General features: G+C 61.4%; 16 protein-coding genes. 7 read left to right on the top strand and 9 right to left on the bottom strand.

Going from position 1 to position 16,898, the window contains the following annotated elements:
- Positions 1-149: 149 nt before the first annotated feature.
- From gatA to QA646_RS04890, 3 genes are all read right to left on the bottom strand, one after another.
- Positions 150-1,631, bottom strand: coding sequence for an Asp-tRNA(Asn)/Glu-tRNA(Gln) amidotransferase subunit GatA (gene gatA, locus QA646_RS04900; protein WP_283057927.1), 1,482 nt, complete (start codon positions 1,629-1,631; stop codon positions 150-152).
- A 56-nt stretch (positions 1,632-1,687) separates the two neighbouring features.
- Positions 1,688-1,975 carry an Asp-tRNA(Asn)/Glu-tRNA(Gln) amidotransferase subunit GatC gene (gatC, locus tag QA646_RS04895; protein WP_283057926.1) on the bottom strand — a complete coding sequence of 96 codons (288 nt, stop codon included), beginning with the start codon at positions 1,973-1,975 and terminating at the stop codon, positions 1,688-1,690.
- Between the two features lie 67 nt (positions 1,976-2,042).
- A complete protein-coding gene (locus tag QA646_RS04890) occupies positions 2,043-2,753 on the bottom strand; it encodes a metal-dependent hydrolase (RefSeq protein WP_283057925.1) in 711 nt (236 codons plus the stop codon).
- Positions 2,754-2,870: 117 nt separating this feature from the next.
- Here QA646_RS04890 and ruvX point away from each other — a divergent pair, with 117 nt between their 5' ends.
- The gene (gene ruvX / locus QA646_RS04885; protein ID WP_283057924.1) at positions 2,871-3,365 is read left to right on the top strand and encodes a Holliday junction resolvase RuvX; all 495 of its coding nucleotides are present in this window, start codon (positions 2,871-2,873) and stop codon (positions 3,363-3,365) included.
- Here ruvX and QA646_RS04880 read toward each other — a convergent pair.
- The 6 genes from QA646_RS04880 to QA646_RS04855 all read right to left on the bottom strand — a co-directional run bounded on the left by QA646_RS04880 (position 3,302) and on the right by QA646_RS04855 (position 7,342).
- Positions 3,302-3,634, bottom strand: a complete 333-nt coding sequence (locus QA646_RS04880; RefSeq protein WP_283057922.1) for a DUF6105 family protein — start codon at positions 3,632-3,634, stop codon at positions 3,302-3,304. The genes ruvX and QA646_RS04880 overlap by 64 nt on opposite strands.
- Positions 3,631-3,804: a hypothetical protein gene (locus tag QA646_RS04875; protein ID WP_283057921.1), complete on the bottom strand. Its 174-nt coding sequence runs from the start codon at positions 3,802-3,804 to the stop codon at positions 3,631-3,633. Before QA646_RS04875 ends, QA646_RS04880 begins: the two co-directional genes overlap by 4 nt.
- A gap of 129 nt (positions 3,805-3,933) precedes the next feature.
- Complete coding sequence (locus tag QA646_RS04870; RefSeq protein ID WP_283057920.1) at positions 3,934-4,593, bottom strand: TetR/AcrR family transcriptional regulator; 660 nt, start codon at positions 4,591-4,593, stop codon at positions 3,934-3,936.
- A 104-nt stretch (positions 4,594-4,697) separates the two neighbouring features.
- The gene (locus QA646_RS04865) at positions 4,698-5,315 is read right to left on the bottom strand and encodes a GNAT family N-acetyltransferase (protein WP_283057919.1); all 618 of its coding nucleotides are present in this window, start codon (positions 5,313-5,315) and stop codon (positions 4,698-4,700) included.
- A 26-nt stretch (positions 5,316-5,341) separates the two neighbouring features.
- Positions 5,342-5,587, bottom strand: coding sequence for a type II toxin-antitoxin system ParD family antitoxin (locus QA646_RS04860; protein WP_283057917.1), 246 nt, complete (start codon positions 5,585-5,587; stop codon positions 5,342-5,344).
- A gap of 96 nt (positions 5,588-5,683) precedes the next feature.
- Positions 5,684-7,342, bottom strand: coding sequence for an acyl-CoA dehydrogenase family protein (locus QA646_RS04855; RefSeq protein ID WP_283057916.1), 1,659 nt, complete (start codon positions 7,340-7,342; stop codon positions 5,684-5,686).
- Between the two features lie 183 nt (positions 7,343-7,525).
- On the opposite strand from QA646_RS04855, the gene QA646_RS04850 reads away from it, so the two are divergent.
- The 6 genes from QA646_RS04850 to rnr all read left to right on the top strand — a co-directional run bounded on the left by QA646_RS04850 (position 7,526) and on the right by rnr (position 16,873).
- The gene (locus QA646_RS04850) at positions 7,526-8,482 is read left to right on the top strand and encodes an aspartate carbamoyltransferase catalytic subunit (protein WP_283057915.1); all 957 of its coding nucleotides are present in this window, start codon (positions 7,526-7,528) and stop codon (positions 8,480-8,482) included.
- Positions 8,479-9,768: a dihydroorotase gene (locus QA646_RS04845; RefSeq protein ID WP_283057914.1), complete on the top strand. Its 1,290-nt coding sequence runs from the start codon at positions 8,479-8,481 to the stop codon at positions 9,766-9,768. Before QA646_RS04850 ends, QA646_RS04845 begins: the two co-directional genes overlap by 4 nt.
- 29 nt (positions 9,769-9,797) lie before the next feature.
- On the top strand, positions 9,798-10,418 hold the full coding sequence (plsY, locus tag QA646_RS04840) for a glycerol-3-phosphate 1-O-acyltransferase PlsY (RefSeq protein ID WP_283057913.1): 621 nt from the start codon (positions 9,798-9,800) through the stop codon (positions 10,416-10,418).
- Complete coding sequence (gene dprA, locus QA646_RS04835) at positions 10,418-11,569, top strand: DNA-processing protein DprA (protein ID WP_283057912.1); 1,152 nt, start codon at positions 10,418-10,420, stop codon at positions 11,567-11,569. The genes plsY and dprA overlap by 1 nt, the downstream gene beginning before the upstream one ends.
- 241 nt (positions 11,570-11,810) lie before the next feature.
- The gene (gene topA, locus QA646_RS04830) at positions 11,811-14,498 is read left to right on the top strand and encodes a type I DNA topoisomerase (RefSeq protein WP_283057911.1); all 2,688 of its coding nucleotides are present in this window, start codon (positions 11,811-11,813) and stop codon (positions 14,496-14,498) included.
- On the top strand, positions 14,495-16,873 hold the full coding sequence (rnr, locus tag QA646_RS04825) for a ribonuclease R (protein WP_283057910.1): 2,379 nt from the start codon (positions 14,495-14,497) through the stop codon (positions 16,871-16,873). The genes topA and rnr overlap by 4 nt, the downstream gene beginning before the upstream one ends.
- Positions 16,874-16,898 lie beyond the last annotated feature (25 nt).

Raw genomic sequence — 16,898 nt, 5'->3', positions numbered from 1 at the left:
TCGTTGTCTTTACCCAATCATCGTAGCCCGGCTCAGCGGAGGCTGGGCCGGTCAATGAGCGCTCGTGGCTCTCAAAATCCGATTTCCGTTTCAAATCGCACATAAACAAAGCCTAGCATAGTCCAGACGCCGGCGCTACTCGCCGCTGCTTACCACCACTTCGCCGGCGTGAACTTGCCGGCCGCCTGTTCGATGACATGGGCGGTCTTGAACAGGGTTTCCTCATCGAACGGCTTGCCGATGAGTTGCAGGCCGAGCGGCAGGCCCTTTGAGTCGAGGCCGGCGGGGACGGCGATGCCGGGCAGACCCGCCATGTTGACCGTCACCGTGAAGATGTCATTGAGGTACATCTTGACCGGATCGGACGCGAGGTTTTCGTCGGCGATGCCGAAGGCCGAAGACGGTGTGGCGGGTGTCAGGATGGCATCGACGCCGGCGTTGAAGGCGAGCTCGAAGTCGCGCTTGATCAGCGTGCGGACTTTCTGGGCGCGCAGGTAATAGGCGTCGTAATAGCCGGCCGACAGAACGTAGGTGCCGATCATGATGCGGCGCTTCACTTCCTGGCCGAAGCCGGCAGCACGCGTCTTTTCATACATGTCGACGATATCCTTGCCGTCGACGCGCAGGCCGTAGCGCACGCCGTCGTAACGGGCGAGGTTCGAAGAGGCTTCGGCAGGCGCGACGATGTAATAGGCCGGCAAGGCGTATTTCGTATGCGGAAGCGAGATATTGACGATCTCGGCGCCTGCATCCTTCAGCCAGGCAATGCCCTGCTGCCAAAGAGTCTCGATCTCTTCCGGCATGCCATCGACACGGTATTCGTTCGGGATACCGATCTTCATGCCCTTGAGCGACTGGCCGAGCGAGGCTTCGTAATCCGGCACGGGCAGATCGACCGAGGTGGTGTCCTTGGCATCGACGCCCGCCATCGACTTCAGCAGGATGGCTGCGTCGCGCACATCGCGGGCGATCGGGCCGGCCTGGTCGAGCGAGGAGGCGAAGGCGACCACGCCCCAGCGCGAGCAGCGGCCATAGGTCGGCTTGATGCCGACCGTGCCGGTGAAGGCGGCGGGTTGGCGGATGGAGCCGCCGGTATCGGTGGCGGTCGCACCGGCACACAGATGCGCGGCAACGGCAGCGGCCGAACCGCCCGAGGAGCCGCCGGGAACGAGCTGCTGGTTGGAGCCTGCGGCGCGCCATGGGTTGATCACCGGGCCGTAATAGGAGGTCTCGTTGGAGGACCCCATGGCGAACTCATCCATGTTGAGCTTGCCCAACATGACGGCGCCGTCATCCCAGAGGTTCTGCGTGACGGTCGATTCATAGTGCGGCTCGAAACCGTCCAGGATGTGGCTGCAGGCCTGGGTATGAATGCCTTCGGTACCGAACAGGTCCTTAATGCCGAGCGGAATGCCTTCCAGCGCGCCGCCTTTGCCTTCCGCAAGGCGGGCATCCGACACCTTGGCCATTGCAAGCGCCTTTTGCGGCGTCACCTTCACATAGGCATTGAACTGAGCATTGGCCGCCTCGATCGCCGAAATGTAGGCCTCGGTCAATTCGGTGGCGGTGATATCCTTGGCGCGCAGTTTGTCGCGGGCTTCGGCAATGGTCAGGCTGGTCAGTTCACTCATCTTGTTTCGCTTCAGATCTAATGAGGGCAACGGGTCGGAACAGGCTCGTGCGGCCGTTATTCAACGACTTTGGGAACCAGGAAGAAATTCTGGTCGGTATTCGGCGCATTGGCGACGATGTCGGCAGCCTTGTTGCCGTCGGTGACGCCATCCGTCCGCTTCTTCATCGCCATCGGCGTAACGGAGGTCATGGCTTCGACACCATCGACATTCACTTCGGAAAGCTGCTCGACGAAGCCCAAGATCCCGTTCAGTTCGCCCATCATCCGCTCCGCCTCGTCATCGCTGACGGCGATGCGGGCAAGATGGGCGACGCGTTTGACAGTGGCGAGATCGACGGACATGGCATTCTCCGGGTAGGATTTTTCCTATCGCTATAAAGGCCATGTCCACCATACGCAACGGGTATCGTTACTCCGAGATGCTCTCGCCAGGCTTCGGTGCCGAGACTGCCGTCTTTGAGCCTTCCAGGCCGGCGATGAACTTTTCCGGGGTCTGATCGATGATCGGGAAAGTGCCGTAGTGGCCGGGGATGGCGGTCTTGAAGTTGAAGAAGCGCCGGCAGGCGAGCGCGGCAACGGCACCGCCCATGGTGAAGCGGTCGCCGATCGGCACGATGCCGATATCAGGCTGATGCAATTCGTTGATCAGGCCCATGTCGGAGAAGATGTCCGTATCGCCCATGTGGAACAGCGTCGGCTCATCATCGAAATGCAGCATCAGACCATTCGCGTTGCCGAGAGAATGCGAAACACCGTCTTCGGTGAGTTGGGCAGAGGAGTGCAGGGCATTCGTGAAAGTGGCCGAAAAGCTGCCCAGACCGACGGTGCCGCCGGTATTGCCCATTTCCAGCTTCTCGACACCCTTGCTGCCGAGCCAGGCGGCAAGATCGGCGTTGGCGAGAACGACGGCGCCGGTATCCTTGGCGATCTGGACAGTGTCTCCGACGTGGTCGCCATGGCCGTGGGTCAAGAGAATATGGGTGACGCCGGCGGCTGCATCCTTGATGTTGAGCCCCGCGCCGGTGAAGGATGAATTATAGCTTAGAAAAGGGTCGATAAGGATTTTGGCCTTGGTCGTTTCGATGCGAAAAGCGGCATGGCCGAGCCACGTGATCTTCATGGATTTTCTCCTTAATACTTGATTTCTAATGCAAGACTGGTGTCTTAGGACATATCCGAAACCGTCACAAAGAAAAGCGGTCGGACTTCAATTTGTTTTGACGGGGGACGAGAACTGATGACGACGCTGACCATCGAAGACCTCGCCGTAATGCTCCTGCCCGGCCAGCCGATTGCCGGGCTCGATCTCGGCACCAAGACGATCGGGCTTGCCATGTCCGATCTCGGCCGGCGGTTCGCGACGCCCCGCCCCGTAATCAAGCGCGTGAAGTTCACCCAGGATGCGCAGATACTGCTTGCCTTCGCTGAAAAGGAAAAAGTCGCCGCTTTCGTCATCGGCCTGCCCATGAACATGGACGGTTCTGCAGGGCCTCGCGTGCAGGCGACACGGGCTTTCGTGCGCAGTATGGCCGAGAAAACCACCCTACCCTTCGTCTTCTGGGACGAGCGGCTATCGACGGTCGCCGCGGAACGGGCGTTGTTGGAAATGGACGTCTCACGCGCCAAGCGTGCCGAGCGCATCGACTCGGCCGCCGCAAGCTTCATTCTTCAGGGAGCTTTGGACAGGCTTTCGGCGCTTGGCAGGCCGGTCTTTCCCGATCTCGAGACTTGACGGCTCTTCCACCATTCCAGAATGACGGCGCGCTTGCGAAAGCCGCAGATTGCAAAGACCAGCAGGCTGTCAAAGGCAATGGCACGAGCGACCAAGGGCGGAATGGTCTCTGGCGGGATGCCGAGAATTTTGCCGTAGACCTGAAAAACGAGATCATGCGTCTGTCGCGTGAACATAAAGACGCCGAAACTCATGTCGTAGTAGGATAGATAGTACCACGCCCCGAGAAACGAGACGGGCGCGGCCCAGAATATCAGCAACCACTTCATGCGGTTCCCCTTCGACGCTGGTATCGCGTCGCTTCAGTCGAAAGGATCAGCCAGTTCGACAGTGCCATGGCGCTCAACACCAGTGCCGGTACCGCTATATCCAGCGCCAGAACGGCGAAGAACATCATCGCGGTCACAAGAAGCACGATTTTTACGGGTCTGGACCCCATGGCTGCACGCTTGATAGTTAACAATCGGTCGACATACAGTGGCCAGTTAACCGTTGCTGCGCAATGTAAACCAATTGTTAAGGTTAACGGCCAAGCCGGGCTGTGGATATCTCCTGCACCGTGCTGACGTCAGCCGTAGACGCCGCGGACGATCCGCTTCAGCGCGGTGGCGGCCTTTTCCCAATCCTTCGCCGTTTTCAGAGCAAGACCGGCGCACTGGCCGCTGACAGTCGCCGAAAGAACGAGATGCTGAATGGCAGCGAAGATCATGGCGTTGACGCCGACCGTATCGATCCCCTTTGGCGGCGTCAGCGAACCTCGCATGCGCTCGATCCAGCCAGCAAGCGCCTTCGAACGGGCTTCCGACAGCCGGCGCACCTGCTCGGTATTTTCGGACACCTCCCAGGCGACGATGCGGCGCATCAGCGGATCGGCACGCAATGCATCGAGGAAAAGCAGCGCCAGCCGTTCCATGAGATCGCCATAGGTCAGCAGGAACATGCCGCCGGTATCGTTGGGGATGCGATCCTGCACCCAGCTTCCAAGATCGGTGCCGATCGCCTCCACAAGGCCGTCGAGACCGCCATAATAGCGATAGATCAGTTGTTTGTCGCAGCCAGCGCCGCGGGCGACGGCGTTAATGCCGAAATTCTGGAATCCCTCTTCCGCCAACAGCCGTTTCGCGGCATCCAGGATCGCTTGCTCGGTGGCGGCGCGATTACGCACCCGCTTCTCCGGTTCAGCCGGCATTTCGATTGGTTTTCTCAAAACGGCGTTTGCGCTTGGCATCTTCTCGGCCCCAATCTGTCACCAGCCGGTGAATAACAAGCCGTATCCGAATGAACAACGAGGCGATGCGCTTCGATAGATTTAAAACTGTGGAATCCACAGATTTAGAGAGATTGGCCGAACCAGACGGTGTTTCCTGATGTCAGCCCCGGCGGCAGCTCCAGCCGGGAAAATCCGCGCGATGCCCAGAAGCGCATCCCGTTGTGGTTGCCGACATTTACTCCCAGATGCACGCCTTTGACGCCGTGGGCGCGAGCATTCGAGAGCCATCGGTCAAGAAGTGCACTGCCGATACCCTGCCCCTGCGTGCGCGGCAGGAGATTCATATGAATATGTGCCGGGAAAGGATCGGTGAGAGCAGCGGGCGTTCGCTTCGGATGATGGATCGTAAAACTTCTCTGCTGATCCGCATCCCAGGCCGAAGCATCGCCGGATGGCTCCGCATAGCGTTTGCGCAGCTCCGGCCACCACTCGCGCTCCAGTCTTTCCTCGAAAGCAACGGTGTCGAAGACGCCGGCAATATAGCCGCAGACACCCTCCCCGTCTTCGGCGACAAAGACAGTTTCGGGGCTGAGTGCCGCATAGGGCACCGAGTAAATATGCCCAATCATCCGTCCATCGCGATGGAGCGCTGTCGCATCCCTGCCGGCATCGCCAGTGACCAAGGAGATGACATAGAGCTGATCGATGTCATCGGCTTGGACGGTTCGGAGATTGATCATTGAGACTTCTTCTATACCTACCGGACTTATTCGCCATATGTAGCTCGCATCCGCTTGAGGAATGCGGCGTTATCAAAGGGATCTGGCTTCCCGGATTCTTCCCCTGCGATCAGCGCGTCCTGAAGAGCCTTGACCTTTGTCTCGTGTTCTTCCAGCAGACGCAAACCTGCTCTGACAACATCGCTGGCGGAGCCATATCGACCCGTTTTCACTTGCGTATCGATGAAGGCGTTGAAATGGTCACCAAGGGAAATGGATGTATTGCGGGCCATAGGCAGCTCCTCGTCGATACCAATATATAATAATTATTGGTACCACATCAACTATAGATGCCGCCGCGAACCGCCGTCTCCGTTGAAATGACAGCTTCATGTCGCCGGCGGATAGAGCAGATCGACGATGTAGCTCGCATCGAAGCGTGCATCCAGCATGCCATAGGTGGCGCGCCAGCCGCCCGCCAGGCGGGTTTCGATGAAAGCATCGGCGATCTTGCCTGCGCCCAGGCGATAGAGTTCGGCAGCGCCGGCGGCGAGTGCCATCTGCTCGATCAGCAGGCGGGCCGCCCCCTCATCCTGTTCGCACAGCGCCATGGCGGCGCGCAGAACATCAATGGTTTTCTTGCCGGCCGGACCGAGATCGCGGGCAAGGCCGGCGAAGACGGTTTCGAACAGGTCCCTGCCCCGGTTCAGGACACGCAGCAGATCGAGCGCCATGACATTACCGGAGCCTTCCCAAATCGCGTTGACCGGGGCTTCCCGGTAATGCCGGGCAATCGGGCGTTCTTCGATATAGCCGCTGCCGCCGATGCACTCCATCGCCTCGTAGATCAGCGCGGGCGCGATCTTGCAGCACCAGTACTTCGCAACCGGCGTCATGACGCGGGCATAGGCGGCATCTTCGCTGCTGCTGCTTGCCTTATCGAAAGCTTCCGCCAAACGGAAGGCGAGTGCGGTCGCGGCGGCGACATCGAGCGCCATGTCGGCAAGCACGCGCGTCATGATCGGCTGATTGACCAGCATCTTGCCGAAGACGCTTCGGCCGCGCGCATGGTGCACGGCTTCGGCGAGCGAAGCCCGCATGATGCCGGCGGACGCCAGCGCACAATCAAGGCGCGTCAGTGTCACCATATCGAGAATCGTGCGAATGCCGCCATCGGGCGCGCCGAGCAGGAAGCCGAAGGTATCGCTGAATTCGACTTCGGAGGACGCGTTCGAGCGATTGCCGAGCTTGTCCTTTAGCCGCTGGAACTGCAAACCATTGGCCGAACCGTCTTCGAGCAGCCGTGGCACCAGGAAACAGCCCATGCCGTCCTTGGTCTGCGCCAGCATGATGAAGGCATCGCTCATCGGAGCCGACATGAACCATTTGTGACCCGAGAGCCGATAGATACCGTCGCTGACCTTGTCGGCGGTCGTCTTGTTGGCGCGCACATCCGTGCCGCCCTGCTTCTCCGTCATGCCCATACCGATGGTGACGGCGCTCTTCTGCATGGCAGGCTTGTTGGACGAATCATATTTGCGCGAAAGAATCTTCGGCGCCCAATCCTTCTGCACCGCCGGAGATGCCATCATTGCCGCGACTGAGGCGCTGGTCATGGTGAGCGGGCAGAGATGGCCGCATTCCAATTGTGCCGTCAGATAGAAGCGCGCGGCACGGACCTTGTGCGACTGGCCTTTCGCTTCCGGGTCGGCCTGCGGATCCCAGATCGAGGAATGCAGACCCGACGACATGGAGCGGCGCATGAGCGCATGCCAGGCGGGATGAAATTCGACGACATCCAGACGTTCGCCACGCGGACCGTGGGTGCGCAGTTGCGGCACGCCCTGGTTCGCCATGCGCGCCAGTTCCTGCGCCTCGTGCGAGGTGACGTAGCGGCCCATCTGCTCCAGATCGTCACGCGTCGAGCGCGGCAGGCCGGACGTCAAATCGACGATCAGCGGATCGGAACGATAGGCGTTGATGCCGGACCAGAGGCTCGGCTGGTTCAGTTCGGCAAATGTGTCGTCAGTCCGGGTCGGTTGGGTCATGGATCGCTTGTAGAGCAAGAGGATTGCAAAAGGAAACTGGAAGTTTCGTCTCCCAACAGCATAGCTGCTGTAGCGGGATTCGGGCGAAATTGCATGGGGAACAAACCGATGTGACGAAAGCCGCGCTTGCCCCTGAGGCACTCCCTCTTTATAGACCCCCTGACGAAATCCGGAGGGCACGTCATGGTCTTCTTCCCCCACCGCCACCTCATCGGCATCAAGGGCCTCACCGAACAAGATATCACCTATCTTCTCGACAAGGCCGACGAGGCGGTGAAGATCAGCCGGCAACGCGAAAAGAAGACATCGACGCTTCGCGGGTTGACGCAGATCAACCTCTTTTTCGAGGCTTCGACCCGCACACAGGCCTCCTTCGAACTGGCCGGCAAGCGCCTTGGCGCCGACGTCATGAACATGTCGGTCGGCAATTCCTCCGTGAAGAAAGGCGAAACGCTGATCGACACGGCGATGACGCTGAATGCGATGCGTCCCGATGTCCTCGTCATCCGCCATTCCAGCGCCGGTGCCGCCTCGCTGCTGGCACAGAAAGTCTCCTGCTCCGTCGTTAATGCCGGCGACGGCCAGCACGAGCATCCGACACAGGCACTGCTCGACGCGCTGACCATCCGCCGCGCCAAGGGCAAGCTGTCGCGCATCATTGTCGCGATCTGCGGCGACGTGCTGCATTCGCGCGTCGCACGCTCCAACATCCTGCTGCTGAATGCCATGGGCGCCCGGGTCCGGGTCGTGGCGCCAGCCACGCTGCTGCCCGCCGGGATCGCCGACATGGGCGTCGAGGTCTTCCATTCGATGAAGGAGGGGCTGAAGGATGCCGACGTGGTGATGATGCTGCGCCTGCAGCGCGAGCGCATGTCCGGTGCCTTTGTGCCGTCGGTGCGCGAATATTTTCACTTCTACGGGCTCGATGCCGAGACGCTGAAGGCGGCCAAGGAGGATGCGCTGGTTATGCATCCGGGTCCGATGAACCGCGGCGTCGAGATTGCCTCTGAAGTCGCCGACGGACCGCAAAGCGTCATCGCCGAGCAAGTCGAAATGGGTGTCGCTGTGCGCATGGCGGTCATGGAGGCGCTGCTGATATCGCAAAACCAAGGGCCGCGCACCGAGGGAGCTGGCGCATGAGCAACTCGATCGTCCTCCAGAACGTCCGCATCATCGACCCCTCGCGCAATCTCGATGATGTCGGCACGATCATCGTCGAAAACGGCGTCATCGTCGCCGCCGACAAGGATGCACACCGGCATGCTGCGCCGAAGGGGGCTGAAGTGCGTGATTGCACCGGCCTCGTCGCCGTGCCCGGTCTTGTCGATGCCCGTGTCCACGTCGGCGAGCCGGGCGGCGAACATCGCGAGACCATCGCTTCGGCGAGCCGTGCCGCAGCGGCCGGCGGCGTGACTTCCTTCATCATGATGCCGGACACAGATCCCGTCATCGACGACATCGCCCTCGTCGAATTCGTTAAGAAGACGGCGCGTGACACGGCCGTCGTCAATGTCTATCCGGCAGCGGCAATCACGAAAGGACTCGCCGGCGAGGAGATGACGGAAATCGGTCTCCTCAAGGAAGCCGGCGCCGTGGTCTTCACCGACGCGCATTCCGGCGTCTACGACACGCAGGTCCTGCGCCGCATCATGACCTATGCCCGCGAATTCGGCGCCGTTGTCTCCTGCGAAACCCGCGACAAATATCTCGGCGCAAACGGCGTCATGCATGAGGGGCTGCTGGCAAGCTGGCTCGGCCTATCCGGCATTCCGAAGGAAAGCGAGCTCATCCCGCTGGAGCGCGATCTCAGAATCGCGGCTCTGACCCGCAGCCATTATCACGCAGCGATGATCTCGGTGCCCGAATCGGCAGAGGCTATCCGTCTTGCCCGCTCGCGCGGCGCCAAGGTCACCTGCGGCATCTCGATCAATAATCTGGCGCTCAACGAAAACGACATCGGCGAATATCGCACCTTCTTCAAGCTCTATCCACCACTGCGCTCCGAAGATGACCGCACGGCCATGATCGAGGCACTTGCGGACGGCACCATCGACATCATCGTCTCGGCGCACGACCCGCAGGATGTGGATACGAAGCGCCTGCCTTTCGGCGAGGCCGAAGACGGCGCGGTCGGTCTGGAGACGCTGCTGGCTGCCGCGCTTCGCTTGCATCACAGCGGCGAAGTCAGCCTGATGCGGCTGATCGATGCCTTGTCGACACGGCCTGCCCAGATCTTCGGTCTTGATGCCGGGACGCTGAAGCCGGGTGCAAAAGCGGATATCGCCTTGATCGATCTCGACGAGCCTTGGCTTGTTGCCAAAGACATGCTTCTGTCGCGCTCGAAGAATACACCTTTCGAAGATGCAAGAATGACCGGCAGGGCGGTCGCGACCTATGTCGCCGGCAAGCTGGTTCACAGTCTCTAGGCAAAGCTCGGGCTTATGGGGAATAAGAAGTGATGGCGGATTTCTGGACATGGCAGCTCACCCTGCCAACGGCACTGGCAGCTATTGTCATCGGCTATCTGCTCGGGTCCATTCCCTTCGGCCTGGTTCTGACGCGCATGGCCGGCCTCGGCGACGTCCGCAAGATCGGCTCCGGCAATATCGGCGCAACCAATGTGCTGCGCACCGGCAATAAGCCGCTGGCGGTGGCAACGCTGCTGCTCGACGCCTTCAAGGGGACGGTCGCCGTGCTGATCGTCTCGCATTTCTTCGGTGATGATGCGAGCGTGCTCGCCGGTTTTGCCGCCTTCATCGGCCACATCTTTCCGGTCTGGATCGGTTTCAAGGGCGGCAAGGGCGTCGCGACCTATCTCGGCATTCTCCTTGGCCTCGCGCCGTTGATGGCGCTGATCTTCTCCATCGTCTGGCTGGCGATCGCCTTTACGACCCGCTACTCCTCTCTTTCCGCATTGGTTGCAACCCTTGTCATTCCGGTTGCATTGTGGATATTGGGCGCCGATAAGATCGCCGCGGCCATGGCGCTGATGACCATCATCGCCTGGTACAAGCACAGAGCCAATATCGGCCGGCTGACCGCCGGCACGGAAACCAAGATCGGAGCGAAGGGGTAATGGGAAGAAGCAGCGCAGGACGAACCGGAATTGCGCTGACGGAAAAACAAAGGATCGCCTGGCTCCGCCTGATCCGCTCCGACAATGTCGGCCCATCCACCTTCCGCGACCTCATCCGTCACTACGGCTCAGCCGAAGCCGCACTTACCGCATTGCCGGAGCTGTCGCAGCGCGGCGGTTCGACGCGGGTGATCCGCATCGCCAGCGAGCAGGATGCGCTGCGTGAACTGGAAGCCGCGCATCGCTTCGGCGCGCGCTTCGTCGGCATCGGCGAACCGGACTATCCGCAGGTACTGAGGGAGATCGATGGCGCGCCGCCGCTTCTCGCCGTCAAAGGCAGTCTGCCGACGGCAACCCGGCCGGCGATCGGCCTCGTCGGCTCGCGCAATGCTTCGATCAGCGGCGCGAAGTTCACTGCAATGGTCGCCCGCGCCTGCGGACAAGCCGGCTATGCCGTCGTCTCCGGCCTTGCCCGCGGCATAGACACGGCGGCTCACCGCGCCAGCCTTGAAACCGGCACGATCGCCGCCATGGCCGGCGGGCTCGATCAACCCTACCCGCCGGAAAATGTCGGCCTTTTGCATGAAATATGGGACGGCAACGGCCTCGCCGTCAGCGAAATGCCGTTCGGCTGGGAACCGCGCGCACGCGATTTCCCGCGCCGCAACCGGCTGATAGCAGGCATCTCGCTGGGCCTCGTCGTGGTGGAGGCGGCAACGCGCTCCGGCTCTCTGATCACCGCGCGGCTCGCGGGCGAATTCGGCCGGCTGGTGTTTGCCGTGCCGGGCTCCCCGCTCGATCCGCGTTGCGAAGGCACCAACGGCTTGCTGAAGGATGGCGCAATGATCGTGACCAGGCCGGATGACATCATCGAAGCCTTGAGACCGCTGGCCGAGCCGGATCTTTTCCGTCCGCAGCTTGCCGAGGCGCCCGCTGAAAAGAGCGACAAACCGATGTCATTGCCGCCGGATGATACCGATCGCTGGGAGATCATCGATGCGCTCGGACAGACGCCGGTGGAGATCGACGATATCATCCGGCATACCGGCCTTTCGGTATCCTCGGTCCATTCCGTGCTTTTGGAACTCGACATGGCCGGCCGGCTGCATCGGCATCCCGGTGGACTGGTGTCGATCTCGATGTTGGATTGAAAGTGTTGCCGACCATTCCGATATGATGGCCGTATCCCGCCAGGAGCGCCCGAAGGCGTTTATCTGCAATTGTAGCATAGATGTCATCTTGCAGGATCGCATCGCCGCACCGATTGCAAAAATCAACTTCGCCTCTTGACCGCGACGAATTCCCTGTCCATGTCGGAAGGCCGGGGAAACTAAAAATACCCCGTCTCTCCCGCGCCTTTTTCCGGCGCGACCTCGTATTCAGAGATTTGTGATGAACGTTGTAGTGGTGGAATCGCCTGCCAAGGCCAAGACAATCAATAAGTATCTGGGACCCGGATATAAGGTTCTTGCTTCCTTCGGCCATGTGCGTGACCTGCCTGCCAAGGACGGTTCGGTCCTGCCCGATCAAGACTTCGAGATGCTCTGGGAAGTCGATGGCGCTTCGCAAAAGCGCATGAAGGACATCGCCGACGCAGTGAAATCCTCCGACGGCCTGATTCTTGCGACCGACCCGGATCGCGAAGGTGAAGCGATTTCCTGGCATGTGCTCGACCTGTTGAACAAGAAGCGCGTCATCAACGGCAAGCCCGTAAAGCGCGTCGTCTTCAACGCCATCACCAAGAAGGCGGTGCTCGACGCCATGGCGGAGCCGCGCGATATCGACGTGCCACTGGTCGACGCCTATCTTGCCCGCCGCGCCCTCGACTATCTCGTCGGCTTCAATCTCTCGCCGGTGCTGTGGCGCAAGCTGCCGGGCGCGCGTTCGGCCGGCCGCGTGCAGTCGGTGGCCTTGCGGCTCGTCTGCGACCGCGAGTCGGAGATCGAACGTTTCATCTCCGAAGAGTACTGGAACCTCTCGGCGATCCTGAAGACACCGCGCGGTGACGAATTCGAAGCGCGGCTCGTCGCCGCCAACGGCAAGCGCCTGCAGCCGCGTTCGATCGGCAATGGCGAAGAGGCCGGTAAGTTGAAGGCGCTTCTGGAAGGCGCGGCTTACGTCGTCGAGACGGTCGAGGCAAAGCCGGTCAAGCGCAATCCGAGCCCGCCTTTCACCACGTCCACCCTGCAGCAAGCCGCCTCCTCCAAGCTCGGCTTCTCGGCATCCCGCACGATGCAGATCGCCCAGAAGCTCTATGAAGGTGTCGATATCGGCGGTGAGACCGTCGGTCTCATCACCTATATGCGTACGGACGGCGTGCAGATGGCGCCCGAAGCGATCGACGCGGCGCGGCGCTCCATCGCCGATCAGTTCGGCAATCGCTATCTGCCGGAAAAGGCACGCTTCTATTCCACCAAGGCGAAGAACGCTCAAGAAGCGCACGAGGCGATCCGCCCGACCGATTTCGACCGCTCGCCGGATCGCGTCCGCAAATTCCTCGATGCCGATCAGATCAGGCTCTACGACCTCATCTGGAAGCGCGGCATTGCCAGCCAGATGGCCTCGGCCGAGATCGAGCGGACCACCGTCGAAATCCTCGCTGACAATGCCGGCCAGAAGGCCGGTCTGCGCGCTGTCGGTTCCGTCATCCGCTTCGACGGCTTCATTGCCGCCTACACCGACCAGAAGGAAGATGGCGAGCAGAGCGACGATGCCGACGACGAGGATGGCCGCCTGCCGGAGATCAATGTGCGCGAAAACCTCGCCAAGCAGAAGATCAATTCGACCCAGCATTTCACCGAGCCGCCGCCGCGCTATTCGGAAGCATCGCTGATCAAGAAGATGGAAGAACTCGGCATCGGCCGCCCGTCGACCTATGCGGCAACGCTGGCGACGCTGCGCGACCGCGACTATGTGACGATCGACAAGCGCAAGCTGGTGCCGCAGGCCAAGGGCCGGCTCGTCACCGCCTTCCTGGAAAGCTTCTTCACGAAATATGTCGAATACGACTTCACCGCCGACCTCGAAGAGAAGCTCGATCGCATCTCCGCCGGCGAATTGAACTGGAAGGACGTATTGCGCGACTTCTGGCGCGATTTCTTCGCCCAGATCGAGGACACGAAAGAACTGCGCGTCACCAATGTCCTTGACGCGCTGAACGAGGCGCTCGCGCCGCTGGTCTTCCCGAAGCGCGAAGACGGCAGCGATCCGCGTATCTGCCAGGTCTGCGGCACGGGCAATCTCTCGCTGAAGCTCGGCAAATACGGCGCCTTCATCGGCTGCTCAAACTATCCGGAATGCAACTACACGCGCCAGCTTTCCTCCGAAGGCGGCGCGGAGGCCGAAGCCAGCGGGCTGAACGAACCGAAGGCGCTCGGCGCCGATCCGGTAACCGGCGAAGAGCTGACCCTGCGCTCCGGCCGCTTCGGGCCCTATATCCAGCGCGGCGACGGAAAGGAAGCCAAGCGCGCTTCGCTGCCGAAGGGCTGGAAGCCCGAGGATATCGACTATGAAAAGGCCATGGCGTTGATCTCGCTTCCGCGCGATATTGGCAAACATCCAGAAAGCGGCAAGATGATCTCGTCCGGCATCGGCCGCTACGGGCCGTTCCTGCTGCATGACGGCAGCTATGCCAATCTCGAGACGGTCGAGGATGTTTTCACCGTCGGCCTCAACCGTGCCGTGACTGTTCTCGCTGAGAAACAGAGCAAGGCCGGCGGTGGCGGAGCCCGCGGCGGCACGCCAGCGGCGCTGAAGGATCTCGGGCAGCACCCGGATGGCGGTGCGATCACGGTTCGCGACGGCAAATATGGACCATATGTGAACTGGGGCAAGGTCAATGCGACCCTGCCGAAAGGCAGCGATCCGCAGGCGATCACGGTTGAAGAAGCGTTGGCGCTGATCGCGGCGAAAGCCGGCAAGTCCGGCGGCACGAAGGCCAAAGCGCCGGCCAAGGCTAAGACCGCGGCTGCCGCCACCAAGACGACCAAGACTGCCGCCAAACCGAAGGCAAAGGTGGCTGCAAAGGCCCCTGCCGCCAAGGCGAAGACGGCCAAGACAACGAAGAAGAGCGCAGAGTGAGCAGAAAACCGCGCGGCAGGATTTCATCGTCGGAGCAACGCCCCGGCAAGGCCGGGCGTGCGGCAAAAAGCAGCGGTGACCAGGAACCGATGATGGCGATCGTGCACGGTGTCCTGCCGCCGCGCGAAGTCCTCTTGCGCTTCATCGCCGATCACCCGCAGCAGGCTTCCAAGCGTGAGATTGCCAAGGCCTTCGGATTGAAGGGCGAGAGCCGTGTCGAGCTCAAGACTCTCCTGCGCGAGCTTGAAGAAGACGGCATGGTGCAGAAGAGCCGCAAGTCGCTCATCCGCCCTGGAGCGCTGCCGCCGATCGCCGTCCTCGACATCACCACGCGCGACAAGGACGGCGGGCTGATCGGCCGCCCGACCGAATGGCCGGAGGAAGACGGCGTGGCGCCGGCCGTGATGATCAAGCAGTCCTCTTCTCCTGCCGGCCGTAACGGCAAGGGCAAGGCTCCGGTCGCCGGCATGGGCGACCGCATCCTCGCCAAGATCTTTCCGGCTGTCGATCGCGGCGGCCCGGCCTATACCGCGCGCATCATCAGGGTCATCGACAAGCGCCTGGCCGCGACCATGGGCGTCTTTCGAGAGACGCCGGGCGGTGGAGGACGGCTGATGCCGATCGAGCGACGCGGCGAGGAAATGGTTATCGATCCAGATTATACCGGCGATGCCAAGGACGGCGATCTGGTCGAGGTCGAGGTGGCCCGTCTCGGCCGTTTCGGCTTGCCGCGCGCCAAGGTGCTGTCGGTCGTCGGCTCCGTGGCTTCCGAAAAGGCGATCTCGATGATCGCCATCCATGCACATGGCATTCCGCATGTCTTCCCGGCCGCGGCAATCGCCGAGGCGGACGCTGCCAAGCCCGCCACCATGTCGCATCGCGAAGATTGGCGCAGCCTGCCGCTGATCACCATCGATCCGGCCGACGCCAAAGACCATGACGATGCGGTCTATGCGGAAATGGACCCCTCGCCCGACAATCCCGGCGGTGTGATCGTCACTGTCGCCATCGCCGATGTCTCCTGGTATATCCGCCCAGGCTCGGCGCTGGATCGAGAGGCGCTGAAGCGTGGCAATTCCGTCTACTTCCCGGATCGCGTCGTGCCGATGCTCCCCGAGCGCATCTCCAACGATCTCTGCTCCCTCAAGGAAGGTGTTGACCGCCCTGCCCTTGCCGTGCGGATGATCTTTTCCAAAGAAGGCCGCAAGGCGGGCCATGCCTTCCATCGCATCATGATGAAGAGTGCCGCCAAGCTCTCCTATCAACAGGCGCAGGCTGCGATCGACGGCAAGCCGGATGACAAGACGGGACCGATGCTGGAGCCGATCCTGAAGCCGCTCTGGCATGCCTATGAAGTCATGAAGCGCGGCCGCGACCGGCGCCAGCCGCTCGAGCTCGACATGCCTGAACGCAAGATCCTGCTGAAGCCGGATGGCACGGTCGACCGCGTCTTCGTGCCAGCACGCCTCGATGCCCACAAACTCATCGAAGAAATGATGATCCAGGCGAATGTCGCGGCCGCCGAAACACTGGAAAAGAAACGGCAAGTACTGATCTATCGCATCCATGACGGGCCGACGCTTGCCAAGCAGGAAGTGCTGCGCGAATTCCTCGCGACGCTCGGCATCTCGCTCGTCAAGGGCGGCAATGTCCGCGCCAACAGCTTCAACGGCATCCTGGCAAAGGCCGAGGGCACGGCGCATCAGACCATGGTCAATGAGATGGTCCTGCGCTCGCAAAGCCAGGCGATCTACAGCCCCGACAATATCGGGCATTTCGGCCTGAACCTGATGAAATACGCGCATTTCACCTCGCCGATCCGCCGCTATGCGGATTTGATCGTGCATCGCGCGCTCGTCGGCTCGCTCGGCTTCGGCGAAGGCGGCATCACGCCGGACGAGGAAGCAACGCTCGACGATATCGCTGCCGAAATTTCCACTTTCGAGCGCCGGGCCATGGCTGCCGAACGCGAGACAGTCGACCGGCTCATCGCGCATCATCTTGCCGGGCGCATCGGCGAGGAATTCGAAGCCCGCGTCGGCGGTGTCACCAAATCGGGACTTTTTGTCACCCTGCCTGACTATGGCGCCGACGGCTTCATCCCTATATCAACGCTCGGCTCCGACTATTTCATCTATGACGAGGCCCATCAGGCGCTGACGGGTGAAAAGACGGGGCTCGGCTTTCGTCTCGGCGACAGCGTCACGGTGCGTCTTGCGGAAGCGATCCCGCTTGCCGGCGCCCTGCGCTTCGAAATGTTGAGCGACGGCCGCGCCATGCCCACGGCGGTGCGCTCCTTCCACAAGGCGACGCGACGCAACAAGACTCCGGCGCGCAAAGCGCCGGGAACAAGACCGCCGCGCGGACGCCGATAAAACGGGAGCTGCCGGCAGGAAGGAA

This window comes from Rhizobium sp. CB3090, from assembly GCF_029714285.1.
GTDB lineage: Bacteria > Pseudomonadota > Alphaproteobacteria > Rhizobiales > Rhizobiaceae > Rhizobium.
This window is presented reverse-complemented; position numbering and strand designations above follow the sequence as displayed.